Source organism: Paenibacillus sp. J22P165 (assembly GCF_059692015.1).
This window is the reverse complement of the sequence record NZ_JCAUAP010000009.1, coordinates 210,790-232,490: the sequence shown is the minus strand read 5'-3', so window position 1 is coordinate 232,490 and position 21,701 is coordinate 210,790. Positions and strand designations below refer to the sequence as shown.

The following is a 21,701-nucleotide window of genomic DNA, read 5'->3' as shown; positions in this document are numbered from 1 at the left end:
ACCATTATGGATATTCTTATCGTTGATGACGAGACCATTATTCTACAAGGTATTCAACGCACCATTCAGAATCGGTTCCCTGAACACATGATTCATCTGGCCACGAATGCGGAGCAAGCGATCAATATACTTCGCAGCCATACCATTCATATCGTGCTTACGGACATTCTGATGCCAGGGATGACGGGTTTAGAATTGATGAATATGTCGCGGAGTCGCCATCCCCATGTGAAGTGGGTTGTGATTTCCGCCTATTCGGAGTTTTCCTATGCCCAAGAAGCTGTGCGATTAGGTGCGAAAGACTATTTGCTGAAACCGATTGGAAAAGAAGTGCTGAGCGAAATGATAAGGAAGCTGAGCGAGGAAATCGCACATGATACTGAACTGAGCGAGGAAGCGGAGCTACTCAAAACGAATCGCAAATTTCTGCAGGAAGCTGTTTTTCAGCGATGGGTGCAAGGTTTGGATACGGGGCGTATCGACATGGGACCCTTTGTGGAGCAACATCCGTATTTTTACCTTATTATGGTCAAAATGGAGACCGATAAAGCCGTTTTCTTAGAGAATTTCATTATCGAAAACGTCTTGTTGGAGCTGATTGAACGCTATGGCAAGGGATTCGTGACGGTTCATGATAGCAAAAGCTTGCTAGGGCTCGTCACTCCGCCTGAAGGAACGACTACGGCACAACTCATAGAGGAGCTGCGCAGTCATCTCATTAAATATTTAAAAGTACCCTTCCAGATCATGAGCACGGAACGAATTGAGCATTTCCAATCAGTACCTGCGGAGGTACAACAGATGCGTCAGGCCTCCACGACACAAGTCTATGAGCATCATGCAAGCGGCAGTGATCGTTCCGTTGAAGTGGCTATTCAATACATGCGCACGCATTATCAAGAGGACCTTTCCCTAGAGAAAGTGGCATCAATTGTGTATTTGAACCCTGTATACTTCAGTCAGCTGTTTAAGCAAAAAACGGGCCAGGGCTTCAAAGAATTCGTGATAAACCTGCGCTTGGAGCAGGCGAAGCAGCTGTTGATGAATCCGAAGCTGAAGCTGGCAGACGTCGCTGAGCGTGTGGGCTACCAGGATATGAGGCATTTCTCACAAGTGTTTAAGAAGAAGTATGGCGTGACCCCGTCGGAGTTTCGGCAGGAACATACTGGTGATAAAGCGGATTCATTGGTGTCAAGAGATTGAGTCTCAGTGAATTCTCATGGAATTCTCAGAATAGTTCCTACAATGAGGCGTGACGCGACTTTCCTCCTTTTCTGTTAAATATTAGGGTCTTTGGTATGTGCTATGGTAATAGCAGGTCCAATAAACTCGCATTTAATACCAAAGGAGGAAATCAATCATGATTTTTGTGAAAAAGAACCGCCTTCAACAATCTGTCCTAGGTCTAAGTCTTTCCCTGCTAGTCGCAGGAACTGCGTTGTTAAGCCCTCAGGCGGCTTCTGCTGCCACGACAACCACGAATGGGGCGGTAGCTGCTGCGACAGCAACGGCAACGAGCACGTCCCGTGCAGACAGCATTGTGCGTACAGCGAAGTCGTACATCGGAGATGTCACTTACCGATATGGTACTAGAAATACTAGCCGTCTTATCCTAGACTGCTCTGCCTATACGCAGCTTGTTTTTAGTAAGCATGGTATCAAGCTTCCATGGGGCTCTGGGGCGCAAGCGAAGCTGGGAACCAAAGTCTCGAAGAAGACAAGCCTAAGCAAAGGCGATCTTGTGATGTTCAGTGTATCGACACCAGGTCGAATTAATCATGTAGGTATCTATATTGGTAATGGGCAATTTATCAGCAACACAACAAGCTCAGGTGTCGTAATACGTTCCATGACTTCAGGTTATTGGAAAGATCGTTTTATTATGGGGCGTCATTTTTAAATAAACCCCGGACATATTGACCACAACTCCCTCCTAATGGTATATAGTAGAAAACTATTATTAGGTTAAGGGAGCTACTATATAATGACATTAAAGCTAGCCTTTGAGGCTGTTAAGAAGTTTCATGAGACGTTTGAGCATCCGGTGGGCGCATCACCGCAGCGCCTATCCGCTCAGCGTAAAGCCGCGCGTTTGGCGTGGATGCAGGAAGAGCTGAATGAATTTGAAGAAGCAGCTACATTAGAAGATGAAGTTGATGCGATGATCGATGAATTGTATTTTGTATTGGGGACACTTGTTGAAATGGGTGTAGAACCTGGACCCATCTTTGATATCGTCCAACATGCGAACATGTCCAAGGTATGGCCCGATGGCAAAGTTCACAAGAATGAAATGGGCAAAACCATCAAGCCGCCAACCTGGGAAGACCCATTCGACAAAATTAGAACTGAAATTCATAGACAAAAAAATAAAGAAAGTTGAGGTGAGGCGATCGTGGCCTTCCATATTCGGCTCAAAGAGTTGCGGCAACAGCAAAATCTCACTTTACGCAAGCTTGGAGAGAAAGCGGGAATCAGCTATTCTATACTGAATTCAATCGAAAATGGTCGAATCGTACCGTCGAAAGATGTCGCATTAGCACTAGCTATAGCACTTAAAATTGAGGACAGAGAATCCTTCATCGCTTTAGCAATAAATCCCTCTCAGGTATAATTGCAATACCTAATATTGTGTGGTACAGTATTAATAGTCTTAAAGGGAAAACCTGAATTGCGTATTGCAAAGGGTTATCATTTAAGTAAATGAAACCTTTTCCAATGTGTAATTTTTTTGTTCGAAACAAGAAAAAAGACATGTTAATAAAACTTTGGAGGTATTACCCATGGCAGTAGGAACAGTTAAATGGTTTAACGCAGAAAAAGGATTTGGATTTATCGAAGTTGAAGGTGGAAACGATGTATTCGTACATTTCTCCGCAATCACTGGCGAAGGTTTCAAATCTTTGGACGAAGGCCAACGCGTTGAGTTCAACGTAGTTCAAGGCAACCGCGGACCACAAGCTGAGAACGTTGTAAAACTGTAAGCTTCAGCTTGCAAATATAGCATTCTCTAGAAAGACCCTTAACTTTAGTTAAGGGTCTTTCTTTTTTTTTCGTTCTTCCGTTACCAAAGTGCCTGGGTGATCTTTCCCGTGATGGGGGTGGAGCTGGCAGCCAAAGCTTTCCTAGCCGATTCTGAGCGGGCAGCAGCGGGCGATCTTTGATCCGCCCAGCTGTTGCCGGTCAAGCTGCTAAACGCGTGCTACGCGGTCTTGTGGGCCAACATTCGCTAATGCGGGGCGTGAAGCCTGCCCACCGTTGAGGAGGCGCTGATCGGCAAGGTACAGCCTACTCGGCGAAATAAGGCATCTACGTTCCCTTCGACACGGGTTGCGACTAGCGCAGGTTCGCCCTCTTCAACAACCGCTGAATTGAGCGGTTGGCCTCGGGCAGGACGATGTCCTTATCAACCGTCCGCATGATGCGGTTTTCCATGACGATGCGACCATTAATAATGGTCGTTTCGACATCAGCACGCGTCGCCGAGTAGACGATGCGCGAGATCGGATCCACGTCGTAGGACGGATACGTGTGGAAGTTGTTGAGATCGAGGATCGCTAAGTCGGCTTTCTTGCCGACTTCGAGCGAACCGATCTCATCAGCCATGCCCACGGCGCGAGCGCCGCCGATGGTCGCCATGCGGAACACCGTCTGCGCATTCATTGCCGTCGGGCCGTGTACGGGCTTCTGGATGAGCGCAGCGAGCCTCATCTCGTTGAACATATCGAGATTGTTGTTGCACGGCGCTCCATCTGCACCTAAGCTGACAGAGATGTCCAGCTTAAGCATCTCAGGCGTCTCGGCGATCCCTGAAGCTAGCTTCAGGTTGGAGCCGGGACAATGGCTGACATGCACGCCACGCTCGTGAATGATGCGTTTTTCTTGCTCGTCTAGCCAGATGCAATGCGCCAAGATCAATCGTTCATTCGCTAGGCCGAGATGATCGAGGTAGACAACGTTGCGCATGCCTGTTTCGGCTTGCACGATCTCGATTTCACCGAGATTTTCAGAAGCGTGCGTATGCACCTTCACTTGGTACTGTTCTGATAAGCTGCGCACCTCGCGCAGGAGCTCTTCCGTACACGAAATGACAAAACGCGGAGAGAACGCGTACTGGATGCGGCCGTCGTCGTGACCATGCCATTTTTCCAGTAAATCAACACTCTGTTGAATGGAGTCTGTGGTATTTTCCTGTAAGGCAAAAGGAACTTCATCCCCTTTGTCCATCATCACCTTACCAGACAACGCGCGAATCCCACTCTCTGCAATCGCTTGAAAAGCGTAATCCGTGTGATGCACAGTCTCCATATCTACGATGGTTGTTGTTCCGCTTTGAATCAATTCACCGATGCCAAGCATCGCCGAATAGTAGATCGACTCTTCGTCATGCGAGGCTTCAAGCGGCCAAATCCGCCTTTTTAGCCAATCCATGAGCTCTAGATCGTCCCCTTTTCCACGAAACAATGTCTGGCAGAGATGAATGTGTGTTTGAATAAAGCCCGGAATAATCGTGCGATTCTTGGCATTGATGATTTTGTCAGCGTGCGGTGGATTCAAGTCTGGTCCAATTGCGGTAATGCGGTCATTTTCGATCAACAGATCACCAGTAATAATATCCCCGTTGCGGTTCATGGTCACAATCTGTGCATCTTTAATTAAAATAGTTGTCATCGTATGAAACCTCCTACTCCCTAATATATGAAAATATAGGCACAAAAAAACTAGCCATGAAAAATATGCCTGTCAGCGCACATTTTTCGTAGCTAGAAATTTACGGTTTCTAAGTAGAGACCCTTAATCCAATTATTAAGGTTATACGAAAGGAGTCATATGCAATTAGGTCGTGCCTGCTTCTTTTAGAGTAAACGGCAAAGGGGTATTTTGTCAACAATGTGTAAGTTAATATGACATGCCCTCCCTCTTTTTTGAAAAAACAGCTTTCAATTGTGCGAATTGTGTGGCCAGATTAGAAAATGGGTGATTCCTCATGCTGCGGCCAACCAACCTCGTACGTCTCACCTGCGGCAACGTTCAATGTATCCACCCACCAAGGACTTCCGGTTGAAAGCTGCCCGTTGCGACTAAGCACCAACATATGATATCCGTACAAATGCATCGGATTAGGGGATCCCAAACCTCTCCCCCCTCGCGCAACATATCGCTGAAGTCACCCTCTCTTCCATCTGGGCTCATTAGCAAGGCAGCTTGGTTGCTGTTTGTCCTCTCAGTCTTTGGTCCTAAAAACACATCGCCTTCAGACATCGTAAAAGTTATGTCATAACGCCTCCTGCTGCGAGGAGAAGATCTTTTTTACTAGATCTGTAGGCCCATGAAGGCTCGTGCCGTCTATGGCGGCCACTTGAAAAGGCGTTCCTGCTAATAGGAATGTCAGTGGTGAATTGTCTGCATTAATAAGACGTAAGCGAACCGGTGTACACGACGAAATCTGCTGGATTTTCTGTGTATCCGACGCGCCAAAAGTTATCGTGTTCGAGTCGCCATCTAGGGTTGAATATGTGTGTGCCATAATCGGGGTGTCTAGTTCTTTTGTCTTGGTATCAGAGATAGGTAAAGCTGGCTCTACAATGGAAGAACCGAATAGTCCTTTCCCAGCACCCACATACGATTGCTGATGAGAATGGTACCAATAAGTACCTGCATGGCTGGCCATCCTGTCGGCCATAAGGTCAGCATGATGACCGCTTTGGTAAGGGCAAGTACCTCACTTAGCAGGATGAGGGTAAGTAGACCTAAAGACCTGCGCCGCAGCTGTTTGTATCCTGAGCTGTAGGGCCAATCGACTGCTCAAATATGCGAGGATAGACCCTAAAAAAAGGAGACCAAAGGAACTAAAACCCGCGGCCCCAAATAGATCTTCTGTCATGTGTATAGTTCCTCCATGCTCAGGTTATTCCGGATGATTCTGTGTACCGCTTCCGACGGAAAATGGCGTCGTCACCCCTTCATACATCAAATGCATCGACATCCCATCAGCGGCATGCGTAAGATTGTGGCAATGATCCATCCATAAGCCTGGATTATTCGCGATAAACGCGATTTCATACGTCTCACCTGGCTGTAAATCAAGCGTATCTGACCACCACGGACTGCCTGTGGAAGGTTTACCATTGCGTGAAAGAACAAGGACATGATGGCCATGCAAATGCATCGGATGCTCGACATTTCCGCGATTGATGATCGTTGTTTTGACCAAATCCCCTTCTTTCACCATGAACATCGGGGCATCTGGGAACACTTTTCCGTTCAATGTATAGAGGAAATTAAACGTACCATTAAAGAAGCCAAGTTTATTATCTAAAATGAGTGTAAAATCTCTCGCAAATTTACTATCAGCGTTAAAAGGTGTTTCCTTAGGCGAACCATAAATTAGCGGATCAAATCGGACAGTTTGCGGGAGTACAGGAAGTTCCCCTTGGCCATCGGGAGAAAGCAGAATGCCTCCGTTTTTGCTTCCTTGCACATCTAAATAAACCGGATGTTCCGGCATAATGAAGGTAAGATCATAGCGACCGCCAGTAGGAACCATGACATTCGTATTCGTTAAAAGATCTGGCTTATTTAAGTCCGTTCCATCAATCGCAGCCACCTGAAAAGGCGTTCCAACTAATGTATACACCTGATCTACCCAGTCATCAGTGTTAATGAGACGCATGCGTACAGGTGTCCCTGGTGATACGGACTGACGGTCAAGTTGATCATTGGCACCGATTGCGAGCGCACCTTTCCAACGGTGAGTCAGCACCGTAATATCTTTTAGCGGCTGTGTAGAAGTAACTGTTGTGTTGCTGACTTGTGCTGCTTCCTGCGGCTCCACGATTAACGCTCCGAAAAGGCCTTTACTGACCGCCTCTTGGGAATCCTGATGCGAATGGTACCAGAAGCTGCCTACTTGCTCAGCGCGGAAGCGATAAGTGTAAGTCTCACCAGGCATTACCGCATTTTGCGTGGCGCCGGCAACACCATCTTCTGCGTTGGGTACATCTAGTCCATGCCAATGAGCCGTAACGCCAACATCGATATCTTTGTTCGTTAATGTGACCTCGATGAGCTCGCCTTCCTTCATGCGAAGCTCAGGCCCTGGGATTTGTCCGTTGTAAGTCCAAGCATCGACGGTTTTGCCTGAGCTGAGTGTTGTTGTCTTTTTTTGTGCTACGAGTGTAAAACGGCGATCTGGCGTCCCCTCTTTAGGACCTGTCAGGTCGGTGACAGACACCATGCCTGCCATTGCGGTCATATCATGATGGGCATGCTCTCCAGCTGCTCCACCGCCGTAATCATGCGTTCCGCTGGCCATATCAATCTCGGCTGGGAGTACACTTTTATTCAATGCAAAAGTAAACAAATAAAAGCCAATTCCTGCGATCACGACGAGCACGCCTATCATGGTACCAATGCGTCTCCAAATGCGCGGTGCTTGATAGTTGTCAGCTTTACGTACCTGCTTGGACCGAAGGTCATGCCGCAACCACATTCCAGCTGCAAGGATAACAAGAATAGCGAGAGGAACGGCCGTCCCTACCCATTGGAATGGAACCGACGGTACCAAAGAGAAATACAGAGAAGTTATAGCGCTAAGCGCAGTTAATTGATAAGGAAAAATGATGCCAAGACTAGCCGCTCTATGAAACATGGCAGGTTCGATTGCGATTCCACTCTCTGCCAAGCTTTGCTTGGTAAGTGAACGAAGCTTCAACAGCTTAGGAACGGCCACGAACCATATGCTCAGGAGAGGAACAACGACTAATGGAGCTTGCAAGAAGATGCGGTCTTTCCAAAAAATCGGGTCCATGTTCACCTGCAACCAGCCGATGGCAGCTGCAATTGCTCCTGCAGGAAGAATGGGAAACCATGCCCAGAATAAAAGCTTGCGTGTTTTGCGTTGCAGCCTCTCTAAGCTGCCGCTGTACAATAATCGGGACGCTTTGACGCCTCCGATCCACGTGAAAATGACGAATAAAACACTTGCTGCTAATATCGTTTGAATACTTGCGTTATACATGCTCAAAACCCTCCTAAACTCTATACAACAAGTATAGTTCGCCTCCTTCCTGCCTCAAACCGTCTGGAGACCAAGAGGTATCCTAGACTAAAGTTGGGGAGCTCATTTTAGATTTTATACTTGTAAACTCTGGAAATAGTTTGCGTTTTCATAAGTGGTGTGTTATGATAAATTCAATCGACAAATAGAACCTGAATTCACATATTGTAAAGGGTTTTCATTTTTGTTAGTGAACCTTATACAATGTGTGAATTTTTTCTCTTTGAAGAATAAAAAACATGTTAATAATTTTTGGAGGTATTTCACAATGGCTACTGGTACAGTAAAATGGTTTAACGCAGAAAAAGGTTTCGGTTTCATCGAAGTTGAAGGCGGCAACGATGTATTCGTTCACTTCTCCGCAATCCAAGGTGAAGGTTTCAAAACTTTGGACGAAGGTCAATCCGTTGAATTCAGCGTAGTTCAAGGTAACCGCGGACCACAAGCAGAAAACGTTGTAAAACTGTAATATAATTAAAAAGACTGCCTTTACTTAAGTAATGGCAGTCTTTTTCAATTTAAAGCTAGCTGACGCTTAGTACTCTAAGGAGGTTTATCCATGTATTCCAGAAAAAAGTCGCTTGAAGAGATGCCTCTAGAAAATGTGACGGTATGGTCTTGTGAAAATGAAGGCTGTAAAGGCTGGATGCGAGATAATTTTGCATTCGATCACGTGCCGACATGTCATTTGTGTCAGTCCACAATGATTCGAAGTGTCAAGTTACTTCCATTAGTTAATAACACGAATAGTGATCAGAAAACGCTCAAAAAGGGCGTACAAATATAGCGTCGTAAAACCCGGAGGCATAGCTGTCTTCGGGTTTTTTGTGTTACCATGAGAAGAGCAAAATCAGAAGACGCAGGCGTTGCGCAGCTGGACAACCCGTCGTCATTCAAGGAGGTAGAAACATCTGTGAGACCAAGAAAAAAGCGTCAGTGGCCACTGCTGGTCGGCGCTTGCATCCTTGCGGCATGTGCGGTGATTCTTATCGGGAAAAACCCTTTTGGATCATCTGCTACACTGAAAACGAATGTACCTGACAAGGTAGCTGCAACCCCAGTGCCAACGCCAACACCGCGTGAAGCTTTGGAGTTTCGGATGTTTGATTTCGATCGCGGCTGGGTGAAGTATGCGGACGGGATGGCTCAAACTTCGGATGGCGGCGCGCATTGGAAGGAAGCTGTGGCGACGGAAGCTCCAACCGTGGATGGCGGGGCAGACGCGATGGGAATTGACACCATTGCCAAACTGTTAAGCTTAGAAGCTGAAGGGACACCGGCCGTGCCGGGAGCAGCAACAGTTCAAAAGCGTGTAGATATCGTTACGCTGAACGGGACTGTTTTTGATGTGAAGCAGTCGCAGTTCGTGACGCCGAAGGTTGGGTGGGCTCTTTTACCTAGTACAACGAATAGCAAAAGCCCGCTCGTGCTCACCGTGGATGGCGGACAGACGTGGATAGATGGCATGACGGAAGACGCTAAGGCGATTATGTTGGGTGAGAAAACGCATCTGGCCAAGCTCAAATCCGAGGCTTCTTTATATATAGATGAAGCGGGCGCAAAGGCGGTCATTGGATCGAGCTGGAAGCTAATACCGGAGCAGGCTTCACCCGGTGATATCGTGCTTGTGCGTCATAAGGAGCCAGGCAGCATTAGTTGGCAGGGAAAGACGTATACGCTTCAGCCTTATGAGGCGGGGTACTTCACTTATCTGCCAATCCCGATGAGTGTCAAAGTAGGCACATATCCGCTTGGTGATCAGACGCTGACCATCAAGGCGAAGAAGTTCGAGACGCAGTATTTGAAGGTTACGGAGCAAATGGAAAGCATGAAACAAGATACGGCGCGCATCAATGCCGATCAGAAGAAGATTGATCTAGCGCGCAGCAAGTCGGAGCCAACCTTTTTGTTCCGCGGACCATTCGTGAAGCCGATCGAGGGGATTTTGACCACGCCGTATGGGTACACCCGTTATGTGAACGGGAAATACGACAGCGCGCATATGGCCCTTGATCTGGCCGCCAAAGAAGGCACACCGATCAAGGCAACGAACGATGGGATCGTGGCGCTAGCCGAATCGCTGTATTTGACCGGTAATTCCATCTATCTCGACCATGGGATGGGGCTGTTCTCGCAGTACGCGCATCTCTCTGAGCTGCGTGTGAAAACGGGCGACCGCGTCAAGCAAGGCGACATTATAGGGCTTGTCGGCACGACGGGGTTCTCGACAGGGCCGCATCTGCACTTTACATTTTGGGCGCATAATATTCAGGCTAATCCGGACTTATTTTTTAATACAACCCCGTTTCAGTGGGTGAAATGATCGTGAAGTAAGCCATCAACAAGACATCCCCTTCTGCGTATGAGCTAGGCTCACCGTGGAAGGGGTTTTTGGCTTGTGGGGGTTGGAGTTTGGAGGTACCATCGCCACTCATTGATCTATCGATACTCTTCCGTACCACACACTCTTCACCCACTCATCCATAGTGCACTCCCCTCCATCCACATCCTTTGCACACTTAAATAAATGGAAAAAATGCAGCTAATTTACCTGTAATCTACCGAAATTTACGTTTAGATGTAAAATATGCAGTTAATTCGGCGGTTTTTGAATGTTTTCTTCAGTATGCTCAGATTTAGATGGATATTTTCCAGTTATTATGCTGAATTGAGATTAGAGAGACGAAATTAGCTGTACAAAATCCAGTTATATTATCGAGATGGCAAGAGGGGGGGAGCGGGGAGCAGGTTGGAGTATGTGTGAGATGGAGCATGAAGGATGGAGTATAGCATGGAGCATGGAGCATGAAGGATGGAGTATAGCATGGAATATGTAGTATGAAGTATGTAGTATAGCATGGAGCATGTAGTATGAAGTATGGTGTGGAGCTTGGTGCTTGGAGGATGGAGATAGAGATAGAGATAGAGATAGAGATAGAGATAGAGATAGAGATAGAGATAGAGATAGAGATGAAGCAAGCCACAAGAAGGAAAGGGCAGTGAAGGAGTAAAAGAAGCGATAAGTAGTGTTTCATCTTTACACATGGTATAATAAGGAACAAATGTTCTAATAATGGAGACGTGGCATGCTACCTCTTGTTCAGATATCGGTTCGTTCGCTTGTGGAATATGTGTTTAGCAGTGGTAGTATTGATACGGAATTTCGGTCAAGTAAGGCACTGAGAGATGGCACGAAGGCGCATCAGAGGCTGCAAAAGCAATATGGAGAATCCGATGAACATGAAGTATATGTTTCTGCGGAGATCGCGTATGAGGGGCTTTTATTTAAAATAGATGGACGCTGTGATGGGCTGCTTGTCCAGCCAGATAGCCATGCGCTAACGGTGGATGAGATCAAATCAACGTCTTCGGATATTGCCCTAATAGAGGAGAATTCCTATCCTGTGCACTGGGCACAGGCGATGTGCTATGCGTACATGGTGGCCCATGATCGTCGGCTTAACCATATGGGTGTGCGGCTTACGTATACGCAGGTGGATACGGAGGAGACTCGGCATTTTGTGAGGGAAGCCACTTACGAAGAGCTGGAGCAGTTTGTGCATGAGGTCATTCAGGCTTACTATCCGTATGCGCAAGTGAAGTTTGACCATGAGCAGCGCAGAAATCTGAGCATCAAAGAGCTGCCCTTCCCTTTTCCACAGTACCGAGAAGGTCAGCGTAAACTGGTTGGGGCAGTGTACAAAACCATCCAGGATGAGCACAAGTTATTTGCTAAGGCACCGACAGGGATTGGAAAGACGATGTCGACGCTTTTTCCGTCAGTGAAAGCGATGGGGGAAGGGTTGCTTCAGCGTTTTTTCTATTTGACGGCGAAGACGATAACGCGTACGGCAGCTGAGGAAGCTTTTTACCATTTACAGGACAAAGGCTTGCACCTGCATGTGGTTACGCTAACGGCAAAGGAAAAAGTGTGTTTGAAGGACGAGGTCCGGTGTACGCCAGCGCACTGTGAGTTCGCGAATGGTTACTATGATCGGGTGAATGGGGCGGTGCTGGATCTGCTCAAGCAAGAAACCGTGATGACGCGTACTGTCATTGAGACGTATGCGCAGAAACATCGGGTGTGCCCATTTGAGTTTTCGTTGGACGTGGCCTATGCGGCGGATGCGGTGATTTGTGATTATAACTATATTTTTGACCCGCGTGTGAATTTGAAAAGGCTGTTTGAGGAGCAAAAGCGCAAAACAGCCTTGCTCATTGATGAGGCACACAATCTGGTAGATCGAGCACGGGAAATGTATGCAAGTGAGCTTCATAAATCGGTTTTCCTTATATTGCAGCGGGAGTACAAGGGTGTTCTTAAAGAGGTGCATGACGCGGCGAAGGCGATTAACACATATTTTATTGCGCTCCGCAAGCAGATTGGGGATCGCGAGATGATGGTGGAGTCGGCGATGCCGGAATCTTTATTGGTGCATGTGGAGGCATTTATATCGGAGGCTGAAAAGGGGTTAGCAAGATCAGCTGGTGGTAACGCTGTGAGTGCGGTACTCTTAGATGCGTATTTTGGTGCGCAAAATTTCGTGCGCATTTCCAAGCTATACGACGAGCGATATGTCACGCTAGCTGTCAATGATCGGAACGAGGTCAGCGTGAAGCTCGTTTGTCTAGATCCCTCTCATCTGCTGCGGCAAATGGGAAAAGGGTATCGGGCGCATGTGTTTTTCTCGGCGACGCTATCCCCCTTGTCCTATTTCATGGACACGTTAGGGGCAGGAGAGGACGATTATTCGGTAACGGTGCCGTCGCCTTTTGCTAAGGAGCAGCTGGAGGTTTTCGTGCAGCCGCTTTCGACCCGTTACCAAGATCGGGAACACAGTCGTACGCAGATTGCTCGTTCAATCTATGAGCTAGTCACGGGACGAGCGGGTAATTATTTCGTGTTTTTCCCTTCGTATGCGTATATGAGTAGTGTGTACGAGGCTTTCACGGATCTTGTAGGCGAAGAGGCAGATGAGTCTCAGCTCAACGTAATCGTTCAGCAGGCCAAAATGACAGAGGAAGAGCGGGAGCACTTTCTATCGGCGTTTCAGGCAGGAGCAGAACAGACTTTAGTGGGTTTTGCAGTGATGGGCGGCATCTTCTCCGAGGGCATCGACCTCGTTGGCGATCGCTTAACGGGTGTCGTCGTTGTGGGCGTTGGTTTGCCGCAGTTAGGACCGGAACGCAACCTGATCAAGGAGTATATGGAGGGTACAGGCAAAAACGGCTACGACTACGCCTATGTCTACCCCGGCATGAACAAAGTCCAGCAGGCTGGTGGACGGTTAATCCGCTCCGAAACGGATCAGGGCGTACTGCTGCTGATCGACGATCGCTACCTGCAGCCGCGTTATCAGCGTCTGCTGCCAGAAGAGTGGCGCGACTATAAGGTGCTGCCTGTGCAGCGCTAGAATCATAAAATAAAAAGCCGCACTCCCAAGGTTGACCTTGGAGTGCGGCTTCTTCATGCTCGCTATGCTTATAGCGACATCTGATAAATCTTCACGACATCGGCGCGAGTCAGCTTCTGGAAGTTACCGAAATCGCCGTAAATCATGGCTTTATCGGCCATAAGCTCAATCGTGGAGTCATCGATGTTGTAGTCAGCCAGTCGGCTAGGTGCGCCGATACTGGTGAAGAACGCCCGCAATGCCGCGATGCCTTCCTCAGCAACTTGCTTGTCGGATTTGCCTGCGGCATCAATGCCGAAGACACGCTGTGCGAACTGTTTGTAGCGTCCCACGTTGGACTCGAGGGTGTGGGTCATCCAGTTCGGGAAGAGGATGGCCAAGCCACCGCCGTGCGGGATATCATGGACAGCGGAAACCGCATGCTCCAGATTATGTGTCGCCCAATCCCCGCGAATTCCCATGCTTAGAGTTCCGTTCAATGCCATCGTACCGCTGTACAGAATGGTTGCGCGGTGCTCTAGATTGTTCAGATCCTGCAACAAGAGTAGGGCTGTGTCGATAACCGTGCGCAAAATCGTTTCGCTGAACCCGTCCTGTATAGGGGAATTCGTGCCATGATGGAAGTATTGCTCAAAGACGTGAGACATAATATCGACCATGCCGTACACAGTTTGGTTTTCAGGCAAGGATGTCGTATGAGCAGGGTCGAGAATTGAGAATTTCGGGAATGAAAATGGACTTCCCCAGCCAAGTTTATCTTGGGTCTCCCAATTGGTAATAACGGAACCAGAGTTCATTTCAGACCCAGTAGCCGCAATGGTCAGCACGGTTGCTAACGGAAGCGCACCTGTGGCTGCTGCTTTGCGGGTTGCGATATCCCAGAAGTCGCCATCGAACTTGGCGCCAACTGCGATAGCTTTGGCACAGTCAATAACGCTGCCGCCGCCTACTGCAAGGATGAGGTCGATGTTGTTACTACGGCACAGGGCTACGCCACGGTGCACAGTCGTTAATCGCGGATTAGGCTCAACACCGCTAAGTTCTACGATGGTTGCATCGAGACCTTGCAAGAGGGTAACGACTTTGTCATAGAGACCATTGGCTTTGATGCTGCCTCCACCATAGACAAGCAAAATATTTTTCCCATACTTCGGTACTTCGGTCGTTAGTTTGTCTAATTGTCCTTGACCGAAATGTAGGGTAGTTGGATTATGGAATGTGAAATTATTCATGATCATACCTCCTCGAACATAACTAGGGAATGATTCCCTCTTACTATTGTATAGTAACCATCAGACAAATACAAAACTAGCGAGCGGTGCGAACTCACGAAGTGTACGTTTTTCTAACCAAGTCGCACACCTCCGTGATGCCTTAAACGCTCCTTTTAAACTGCCCTTAAGTAGCCTGAAATACGCCTACCAAGGCAATTCTTCGCCCGTATCGGCAGCTAGATAAAGCGGTTGTTCACGAATTTGATCACGATAAAGCCTAATAGTATGCCTGATATTGTCTGCAGCCTCTTCTGGTGTATAGGTACCTGTATCACTCCAAGTCCCGTTCATCGCACTCTTTACCCAGCCAGGGTGTACCAAAAGAACACGTCCGCCTTGTTTGCGAATCGTAGTGTGTATAATGGTTGATCCCATATTTAACGCTGTTTTCGCCATGCTGTACCCGAACCATGACTCTCGATGGCTTTTCCGAATGCTGCCTGCTTCTGATGAAATATTCACGATGAGCTGGCCTCCATGCATGATCGGTTCAATTAAAAAGTTCGTTAAGCGGATAGCACCGATGGCCGTGATATTATATACCCGCTGAATCTCATCGAAATCGATAACATCCACTATGGATTGCTTCATATCTCCGAGAATGGCCGCATTGTTAATGAGCAGGTCAAGTTTGTCGGTCTTGCTTGCGATGAACGCGGCGAACTCCTTCACACTCTCGTCACTACCTACATCTAGGAAGGACGTATGTAGGTGATCTGGAAATAGGGTGCTAAGCTGAGCTAATGCGTCATTCTTTGTCGAAATACCACCGGCAAAAACGGTATACCCGTCCAAGAGATAATTCTTCACGAGTGCCAAACCGATGCCTCTGTCTGTGCCGGAAATACATACGGATCGCTGAACTGTCATCTCGACTCTCTCCTCTAAAGAAAAGAGAGGTAAATTTGCCCCTCTTGTTCTGAACTTATTTACCGTTCTTGGCGTATTGCGCACTGAATTCTTCGATGACTTTGTCGCCCCCTGCTTTTCTCCATTGGTCAATCGCTTGCTTCCAACCTGCTTCATCCAGCTTGCCAAGGATAAATTTCGTGCGAGCATCGTCAATGATCGGCTTCAATTCCGTGCCTTTCGTTGTTTGCGTTTCGGACACGAGCGGGTTCGTCGGATTGTTAACCGCAATCGTTTCGTTTTCTTTGATCATTTTTCCGTATTTCTCCATCAAAGGTGTTTCTTTACCTGTTGTTTTGGCTGTATATTTGGCGATCTGTAATTGCAGGTAGCTGGAGCCTACTTCGGTGTCTTGCAACTTTTGATCAATAAATACCGGCTTGCTGTCTTCGGTCTTATAATGTTTGCCTTCAATTCCCCAGCCAAGCAAATCCAGCATCTTCTGATCGGAAAGCTTGTCGTAGAAGCCAAGGATTTGTTTCAATTCGGCCTCTGTTTTCACACTTGATTTCGGGAACATGAACACACTGTTATAGCCTACGCCGCCAGGCAGTCTTTCGCCCTTAGGACCTTGAATGCGACTTACAACGTCGACATCGGAGCCCGGGAAGGATTTAGCAAGCGTTGCCTGATAAGCGGCTCCGTCAATTAAATTGGAGATAACGGCCCCAGCCTTACCTTGGTTGATATCATCCTTCTTCTGTTGGTTATTCAGCACAGGAAAGTCTTGTTTAATCAACTTTTCATCATACAACTTTTTATAAAATTTCATCGCTTCAAAATACTCTGGCGCTAAGAAATCCGGGCTTAATTTGCCGTCTTTCACTTCCCAGCTGTTCGGTGCGCCCATGATCGAAGCTATGACACCAAACCCGTCCATGGTTTTCTCTTCGGTTAAGCCAACGGTATCTGCTTTGCCGTTCTTATCCGGGTCGTTTAATGTGAACGCTTTAAATACATTGTACAAATCATCTATGGTTTTCGGTGCACTGAGCCCGACATTTTTCAACCAGTCGCTGCGGAAAATAACGCCGTACGTCGCTAAATCGCGTGCCCGATACAAGCCGTATATTTTGCCGTCCACTTTAATATTGTCGAAGACAGAGGGGTTCATTTTCGATAGATTCGGATAGTCCTTCAAGTAAGGGCCAACTTCCCAGAATACACCCGCACGTACAGCGCTCAAAATATTGGAATCCTTATTGTTCTGTACAAGCAGCGCCTTTGGCAGCTCACCAGAAGCAATCGTGACATTCACCTTTTCCTTGTAGGAGGAGTTGGGGACCCAGGAGATGTCCAATTTGGTATTCGTGTAGGCTTCGATCTGCTTCTGAACTTCACTGTCCGCTTTCGGCGGCTCGGCATACATGAGGGTCATGACACTCAGTTTCAGCGGCTCTTTGGTGGCAGGTGAACTTGCTGCGCTTGTACTCGTGCCTCCTGTTGCAGGACTTGCGTCGTTTCCACAGCCAGTAAGCAGTGCAGCAGCGCCTACCATCATACCCATCGTTGCAATTCCGGCTTTTCTCATTCCTGCATGTGTTCTCATCGTGGTATTGCCTCCCCATATTCTTATTGTATATGAATGCATCCCAATCACAATAGCTTTCGGGAGCCTTTTCAACCTTTCACAGAACCGAGCATGACACCTTTGGCAAAATGCTTTTGCAGAAATGGATACACGATCAAAATTGGCACCGTGGAAATGACAATGACCGCCATTTTAATGATTTGGGACGGAGGTGCGATGTAGTTCTGATCGAACTGCGTAGAGTCACCGATTCCGCCTTGTGATAGGATGACGATTTGCCTTAGCCAGACCTGGATGGGCCACATTTTGGAATCGTTGATGTACAAAATGGCGTTGAAGAAGGTGTTCCAGTGTCCAACGGAATAGAATAAGGCGAAGGTAGCCAGAACCGGTGCTGATAAGGGTAAAACGATACGGAAGAGCAGTCCTACGTCACTGCAGCCATCAATCTTCGCCGCTTCCTCCAGTCCTTCAGGCAATTGTCTAAAAAAGCTAACGACGACGATTAAATTGAATGCACTGATCGCATTCGGGATGAGCAGGGACCAGTAGCTGTTGAGCATCCCAAGCGATTTAACAACCAGAAATGTAGGTAGAATACCGCCGTGGAACAGCATCGTGAATACAATCATCATCATGAAGAGTTTTCTGCCGGCGAAATCCTGTCGAGATAGCGGATAAGCGAGCAGCGTGGTGAACAGCAGATTAATGAACGTCCCGACAACCGTGATTCCGATGGTAACGAATAAGCTGTTGACGATGATGTGTGTGGAGAAAATATAGCGATACCCTTCCAAGGAGAAAGAGGTTGGGAACAGGATAAAACCGCGTTTGAGTACTTCTGCTGGCTCTGCGAACGAGACGGATACAATGTAGATAAACGGAAGTAAGGTAATTAAGGCGAATACGGTTAAAAAAGTATAATTGAAGCCGTCAAAGATGCGGCTGCCTAAGCTCTTATTGATCATTTTGCTGAATTCCCTCCTTAATACAGACCGCTTTCGCCCATTTTTTTGGCCATCCGGTTAGCACCAACGACCAACGCCAGTCCGATAATGGATTTGAATAAGCCGACGGCTGTGCTATAGCTGAACTGACCTTGCTGAATACCGACATTGTAGACATACGTATCAAATACCTCGCCTACGTCGCGGTTCATGGCGTTCAGCATGAGGAAGATTTGTTCAAAGCCTGTATCCAGGAATGAACCTAGTCGCAAAATAAACAGAATCACGATGACACTTCGTATAGCTGGAAGCGTGATGTGCCACAACTGCCGGAAACGTCCGGCCCCATCAATTTTCGCTGCCTCATATAATTGAGGGTCAACACCTGCTAATGCGGCGAGAAAGATGATGGTTCCCCAACCGGTTTCTTTCCAAATGACCTGCGAAATGATCATCGTTCGGAACCACTCACTGGAAATAAGGAATTCGATTTTGGGAAGTCCGATGGAGGCTAGCACATCATTCACAATGCCGCCTTCTGTTGTAAAGAAGATGTAGGAAATACCCACGACTACGACCCATGATACAAAATGGGGAATATACACAATCGTTTGGATCGTTCGTTTAAAGACTTCTCGGCGAATTTCGTTTAATAACAAGGCCAAGATAATGGGAAGCGGGAAGAAGAATACCAAATTATAGACAGCCATAATAATCGTATTCTTAAATAACATGGCGAAGGAGGCATCGAAAAAGAAGCGCTCAAAATGCTTTAGACCCACCCATTTGCTATGAAGCATCCCTAATGCTGGTTGATAATCTTGGAAAGCAATTAACAGCCCCCACATTGGAAAGTAGCGAAAAATAATGAAGTAGAGCATACCGGGTAACGCCATTAGATACAGCCATTTGTTTTTCAACAGACGGTTTAACCTGAGGCGTGCCTTGCTCTTAGCAACCGCATCTGATCGTAACGGTTTGGAAGTCAGTTCCACGAGTCATCGTCCTCCTTGATTGTTTGACAGCGTTAGCATATCGAAGCCCAGAATTGCCTTCAATAATCAGCAGCGCTCCACATGCAAGACGGACCGAAAACAAGCGTAATTACGCCATTTATAATCATTAGCGACCTCGGCCATAATCATTTGGAATGGACTCCATGCTGCACCACAACACAAAAAAACCTGGCGAGTGGCCAGGTTCTTGTCTACTTATAACGTATGAGGGAATGATTATTCAGAAGTCTTTTTGAGCTCTCTGTACTGACCAGGTGTCATGCCTTCCAGCTTTCGGAAGTTGCGGATGAAGTTTTGCGCATTCGTGTATCGCAAGCGTTCAGCAATTTCTGTGATTTTCATTTCCGTTCCACTGAGCCAGCTGGTCGCCATGTCATGGCGGTAGCTGGCTAGATAATCACTGAAGTTCATCCCGGTTTCTTTCCGGAACATGCGGCGAATATAATGTGTGCTGTAATTCATCCGTAAGGCACACTGATCCAGTGTCAGGTCACTGTCGTAATACTCATGGACCAAATCCATGACCGAGCGGGAAATGCTTTTGCCAGATGATTCATGCCGCTTGCGGACGAGCTCAATCATCGGATGAATGATGTGTGATTTGAACCAGCCTTCGATTTCTTGCGGTGTTTTGAGGCTGAACAGCTGCTCATATTCATTACGTCGATCATGGGAGAAGAGCTCCCCGGTATCCCCCATCTCATATACAATGCGAGCTAGATCAGTCAACAGCATCGCAAAGGAGATGCGATACAGGTTAGGATCGGTTTCTACGCGGAGCACCTCTTGAATGAACTGCTGGAGCAGATCGCCAGCCTTGTCCTTTTCCAAGAAGGCAATCGCCTGTGTTAGCTCGGAAACGAGATGATGCGGATAATAGTGACGGGACGCTTGCTGCGGCTTCAAGTCATCTAGATGCAGAATGGCTTTCTCCCCGAGACGAATCCGATATTGCAGCGCTTCTTTGGCTTCAAGAAACGCTTGCGGCGTTTCATCAATGGCTTCATAGGGGCGACTGATCCCGACGCTGACTTTAAGCTCCAGAAAATCAGCCGCCGCCTTCTGCACAGACTCGGCAAATTCACTCAACTGACTAAGCAAATCCCGATGATTGTCCATTTCACTGCCCACCAGCGTCACCTGATAGTTACCAATCGGCATGGCGTGAATGCGGTGGGGATGCGGGATGAGTTCTGAGGCGATATTGTTGATCGCAAACAACAATAGGTCCTGCTCACCGGGCTTATAGCGCGTGTGCTCTAAGGTATCAATCTGCAAAACCATGACCGCATAGCGCCGCCAAACGGGAATATGAAACTGGCTTGCTTTTTCCTGCAGCTCTCCGCGATGCATCTCACCTTGGAACAGTTTTAACATGAAATAATCAACAAGCTGGCCGAATTGGCTCTTCATTTGACCTTCCAGCTGTTCCTTGGATTGATGCAGGGATGCGAATTGAGTGCCAACCCACTGTAATTCATCCTTCACAACCGTTCCGCCATTAGCTGGCTTGCTGTGACGCATTGTAAATTCCACTAAGCTGCGTATGGGAACGGACATCCGTCTGGACCCCCAATAGGCGAGCAGCGCTGTAAAAAGAAGCAGAAGCAGACAAGCTGTTAATGTAGCCCAGCCGATCGAGGCAGATTCCCTTTTTGCTTCTTCCAAAGGAATAATCGATACATAGGTCCAGTTGTTATATCTGGATTGATTATAGATCACGCTATACTCTTTACCTTGCATCGTACTGTTGAAATAGCCCTGCATGCTGCCCGTATTCAGCAATTCCTGTGACCAAGCCTCGGATCGAACACTTTGACCCGCCTTATTCGGATTACTGTCAATGATAACATTCATTTTGTCATCTAGAATCATGGTCTCACGCGTCGAAAATCCGCCGGTCAACAGTTTAGCCAGCTCCGAATTGGACACATGAACGGACAAATAGCCCTTCTGTTCAGATCCAGTAGATGGAATACTCTTGACTAGCTTAATACCTGAGAAGGATGGACCCACATCCGGCACCCAACGTGAATTATAAGCGACGTTCACATTGCTAGTTTCCTTGGTCTTATCCGTCCCAAAGTAAAAGCCGCCGTCTTTGATGTACCAGCTATTCTGAAGACTATGCAATTCAACAGCTTTCACGCCTAGCTCATACGTTTGTACACCTAACAGTCCTTTAACGAGCAAATCAATCTCCTGAAAATCTTCAATTTCCAGTCGCTTCGCCACCGAATTAACGACTAACGGTGTTTCCGCGTAACGTCCGGATACTTGATCAATGACTTTAAGAATCTGTTCGACGCGGTTCTGGGACTGCTGCAAAATGAAAACGTTTGCTTCATTTACTTTGGTTTGAACCTTCGAGGTCGATTGGAAGAAAGAGTAGATACCCAGTGATAGCAAGGGAATCGTACTAACCAATGTCGTGAATATCATCAATTTTATGAAAAAAGAGTATCGCGGGAGCATAGATTCCTCCGTACGTTGATATAATGCCTCCCATTGTAACATATACAGAGACTATTCAGGAAATGCTTTTTAGGAT

General features: G+C 47.3%; 20 protein-coding genes and 1 riboswitch. Of the genes, 10 read left to right on the top strand and 10 right to left on the bottom strand.

Annotation, left to right across the window (positions count from 1 at the left end):
* Positions 1-6 precede the first annotated feature (6 nt).
* The 5 genes from AC58QM_RS23560 to AC58QM_RS23540 all read left to right on the top strand — a co-directional run bounded on the left by AC58QM_RS23560 (position 7) and on the right by AC58QM_RS23540 (position 2,984).
* The gene (locus AC58QM_RS23560; RefSeq protein WP_497287292.1) at positions 7-1,203 is read left to right on the top strand and encodes a response regulator; all 1,197 of its coding nucleotides are present in this window, start codon (positions 7-9) and stop codon (positions 1,201-1,203) included.
* Positions 1,204-1,360: 157 nt separating this feature from the next.
* Positions 1,361-1,900: a C40 family peptidase gene (locus AC58QM_RS23555; protein WP_497287291.1), complete on the top strand. Its 540-nt coding sequence runs from the start codon at positions 1,361-1,363 to the stop codon at positions 1,898-1,900.
* 84 nt (positions 1,901-1,984) lie between these two features.
* Positions 1,985-2,383 (top strand): pyrophosphohydrolase domain-containing protein, encoded by a 399-nt coding sequence (locus AC58QM_RS23550; protein ID WP_497287290.1) that lies wholly within the window; start codon positions 1,985-1,987, stop codon positions 2,381-2,383.
* Between the two features lie 12 nt (positions 2,384-2,395).
* Complete coding sequence (locus AC58QM_RS23545; protein WP_497287289.1) at positions 2,396-2,614, top strand: helix-turn-helix domain-containing protein; 219 nt, start codon at positions 2,396-2,398, stop codon at positions 2,612-2,614.
* A gap of 169 nt (positions 2,615-2,783) precedes the next feature.
* Positions 2,784-2,984: a cold-shock protein gene (locus tag AC58QM_RS23540; RefSeq protein WP_028555213.1), complete on the top strand. Its 201-nt coding sequence runs from the start codon at positions 2,784-2,786 to the stop codon at positions 2,982-2,984.
* A 352-nt stretch (positions 2,985-3,336) separates the two neighbouring features.
* Here AC58QM_RS23540 and AC58QM_RS23535 read toward each other — a convergent pair whose 3' ends face one another.
* The 4 genes from AC58QM_RS23535 to AC58QM_RS23520 form a co-directional block, all read right to left on the bottom strand.
* Positions 3,337-4,671, bottom strand: a complete 1,335-nt coding sequence (locus tag AC58QM_RS23535; protein ID WP_497287288.1) for a 5'-deoxyadenosine deaminase — start codon at positions 4,669-4,671, stop codon at positions 3,337-3,339.
* Between the two features lie 69 nt (positions 4,672-4,740).
* A riboswitch (purine riboswitch) is annotated at positions 4,741-4,840 on the bottom strand.
* Between the two features lie 126 nt (positions 4,841-4,966).
* Positions 4,967-5,134: a hypothetical protein gene (locus AC58QM_RS23530; RefSeq protein WP_497287287.1), complete on the bottom strand. Its 168-nt coding sequence runs from the start codon at positions 5,132-5,134 to the stop codon at positions 4,967-4,969.
* A gap of 141 nt (positions 5,135-5,275) precedes the next feature.
* Positions 5,276-5,683, bottom strand: a complete 408-nt coding sequence (locus tag AC58QM_RS23525; RefSeq protein WP_497287286.1) for a hypothetical protein — start codon at positions 5,681-5,683, stop codon at positions 5,276-5,278.
* A gap of 225 nt (positions 5,684-5,908) precedes the next feature.
* Complete coding sequence (locus tag AC58QM_RS23520) at positions 5,909-8,020, bottom strand: multicopper oxidase family protein (protein ID WP_497287285.1); 2,112 nt, start codon at positions 8,018-8,020, stop codon at positions 5,909-5,911.
* Between the two features lie 307 nt (positions 8,021-8,327).
* Here AC58QM_RS23520 and AC58QM_RS23515 point away from each other — a divergent pair, with 307 nt between their 5' ends.
* From AC58QM_RS23515 to AC58QM_RS23495, 5 genes are all read left to right on the top strand, one after another.
* On the top strand, positions 8,328-8,528 hold the full coding sequence (locus AC58QM_RS23515) for a cold-shock protein (protein ID WP_056622333.1): 201 nt from the start codon (positions 8,328-8,330) through the stop codon (positions 8,526-8,528).
* Positions 8,529-8,618: 90 nt separating this feature from the next.
* Positions 8,619-8,846, top strand: a complete 228-nt coding sequence (locus AC58QM_RS23510; protein WP_028555205.1) for a cold-shock protein — start codon at positions 8,619-8,621, stop codon at positions 8,844-8,846.
* Positions 8,847-8,972: 126 nt separating this feature from the next.
* Positions 8,973-10,382: a M23 family metallopeptidase gene (locus AC58QM_RS23505; protein ID WP_497287283.1), complete on the top strand. Its 1,410-nt coding sequence runs from the start codon at positions 8,973-8,975 to the stop codon at positions 10,380-10,382.
* A gap of 548 nt (positions 10,383-10,930) precedes the next feature.
* Positions 10,931-11,062, top strand: a complete 132-nt coding sequence (locus AC58QM_RS23500; RefSeq protein WP_497287282.1) for a hypothetical protein — start codon at positions 10,931-10,933, stop codon at positions 11,060-11,062.
* An 83-nt stretch (positions 11,063-11,145) separates the two neighbouring features.
* Positions 11,146-13,473 (top strand): ATP-dependent DNA helicase, encoded by a 2,328-nt coding sequence (locus tag AC58QM_RS23495; protein WP_497287281.1) that lies wholly within the window; start codon positions 11,146-11,148, stop codon positions 13,471-13,473.
* A 68-nt stretch (positions 13,474-13,541) separates the two neighbouring features.
* Here the strand turns inward: AC58QM_RS23495 and AC58QM_RS23490 are convergent, their stop codons facing one another.
* The 6 genes from AC58QM_RS23490 to AC58QM_RS23465 all read right to left on the bottom strand — a co-directional run bounded on the left by AC58QM_RS23490 (position 13,542) and on the right by AC58QM_RS23465 (position 21,625).
* Positions 13,542-14,705 (bottom strand): iron-containing alcohol dehydrogenase, encoded by a 1,164-nt coding sequence (locus tag AC58QM_RS23490; RefSeq protein ID WP_497287280.1) that lies wholly within the window; start codon positions 14,703-14,705, stop codon positions 13,542-13,544.
* 186 nt (positions 14,706-14,891) lie between these two features.
* Entirely contained in the window at positions 14,892-15,617 is a 726-nt protein-coding gene (locus AC58QM_RS23485) for an SDR family NAD(P)-dependent oxidoreductase (protein WP_497287279.1), read from the bottom strand.
* A 55-nt stretch (positions 15,618-15,672) separates the two neighbouring features.
* On the bottom strand, positions 15,673-17,205 hold the full coding sequence (locus AC58QM_RS23480) for an extracellular solute-binding protein (RefSeq protein WP_497287278.1): 1,533 nt from the start codon (positions 17,203-17,205) through the stop codon (positions 15,673-15,675).
* A 71-nt stretch (positions 17,206-17,276) separates the two neighbouring features.
* Complete coding sequence (locus AC58QM_RS23475; protein WP_173119701.1) at positions 17,277-18,155, bottom strand: carbohydrate ABC transporter permease; 879 nt, start codon at positions 18,153-18,155, stop codon at positions 17,277-17,279.
* A 17-nt stretch (positions 18,156-18,172) separates the two neighbouring features.
* The gene (locus AC58QM_RS23470; RefSeq protein ID WP_420794146.1) at positions 18,173-19,129 is read right to left on the bottom strand and encodes an ABC transporter permease; all 957 of its coding nucleotides are present in this window, start codon (positions 19,127-19,129) and stop codon (positions 18,173-18,175) included.
* A gap of 237 nt (positions 19,130-19,366) precedes the next feature.
* Positions 19,367-21,625 carry a helix-turn-helix domain-containing protein gene (locus AC58QM_RS23465; protein ID WP_497287277.1) on the bottom strand — a complete coding sequence of 753 codons (2,259 nt, stop codon included), beginning with the start codon at positions 21,623-21,625 and terminating at the stop codon, positions 19,367-19,369.
* Positions 21,626-21,701: the final 76 nt, after the last annotated feature.

Coding starts and splice junctions, on each gene's coding strand:
- AC58QM_RS23515 (WP_056622333.1), top strand. CDS start 8,328: ATGGCTACTGGTACAGTAAAATGGTTTAACGCAGAAAAAGGTTTCGGT.
- AC58QM_RS23500 (WP_497287282.1), top strand. CDS start 10,931: ATGAAGTATGGTGTGGAGCTTGGTGCTTGGAGGATGGAGATAGAGATA.
- AC58QM_RS23475 (WP_173119701.1), bottom strand. CDS start 18,155: ATGATCAATAAGAGCTTAGGCAGCCGCATCTTTGACGGCTTCAATTAT.
- AC58QM_RS23535 (WP_497287288.1), bottom strand. CDS start 4,671: ATGACAACTATTTTAATTAAAGATGCACAGATTGTGACCATGAACCGC.
- AC58QM_RS23525 (WP_497287286.1), bottom strand. CDS start 5,683: ATGGCCGACAGGATGGCCAGCCATGCAGGTACTTATTGGTACCATTCT.
- AC58QM_RS23540 (WP_028555213.1), top strand. CDS start 2,784: ATGGCAGTAGGAACAGTTAAATGGTTTAACGCAGAAAAAGGATTTGGA.
- AC58QM_RS23465 (WP_497287277.1), bottom strand. CDS start 21,625: ATGCTCCCGCGATACTCTTTTTTCATAAAATTGATGATATTCACGACA.
- AC58QM_RS23560 (WP_497287292.1), top strand. CDS start 7: ATGGATATTCTTATCGTTGATGACGAGACCATTATTCTACAAGGTATT.
- AC58QM_RS23520 (WP_497287285.1), bottom strand. CDS start 8,020: ATGTATAACGCAAGTATTCAAACGATATTAGCAGCAAGTGTTTTATTC.
- AC58QM_RS23555 (WP_497287291.1), top strand. CDS start 1,361: ATGATTTTTGTGAAAAAGAACCGCCTTCAACAATCTGTCCTAGGTCTA.
- AC58QM_RS23485 (WP_497287279.1), bottom strand. CDS start 15,617: ATGACAGTTCAGCGATCCGTATGTATTTCCGGCACAGACAGAGGCATC.
- AC58QM_RS23550 (WP_497287290.1), top strand. CDS start 1,985: ATGACATTAAAGCTAGCCTTTGAGGCTGTTAAGAAGTTTCATGAGACG.
- AC58QM_RS23480 (WP_497287278.1), bottom strand. CDS start 17,205: ATGAGAACACATGCAGGAATGAGAAAAGCCGGAATTGCAACGATGGGT.
- AC58QM_RS23490 (WP_497287280.1), bottom strand. CDS start 14,705: ATGAATAATTTCACATTCCATAATCCAACTACCCTACATTTCGGTCAA.
- AC58QM_RS23495 (WP_497287281.1), top strand. CDS start 11,146: ATGCTACCTCTTGTTCAGATATCGGTTCGTTCGCTTGTGGAATATGTG.
- AC58QM_RS23510 (WP_028555205.1), top strand. CDS start 8,619: ATGTATTCCAGAAAAAAGTCGCTTGAAGAGATGCCTCTAGAAAATGTG.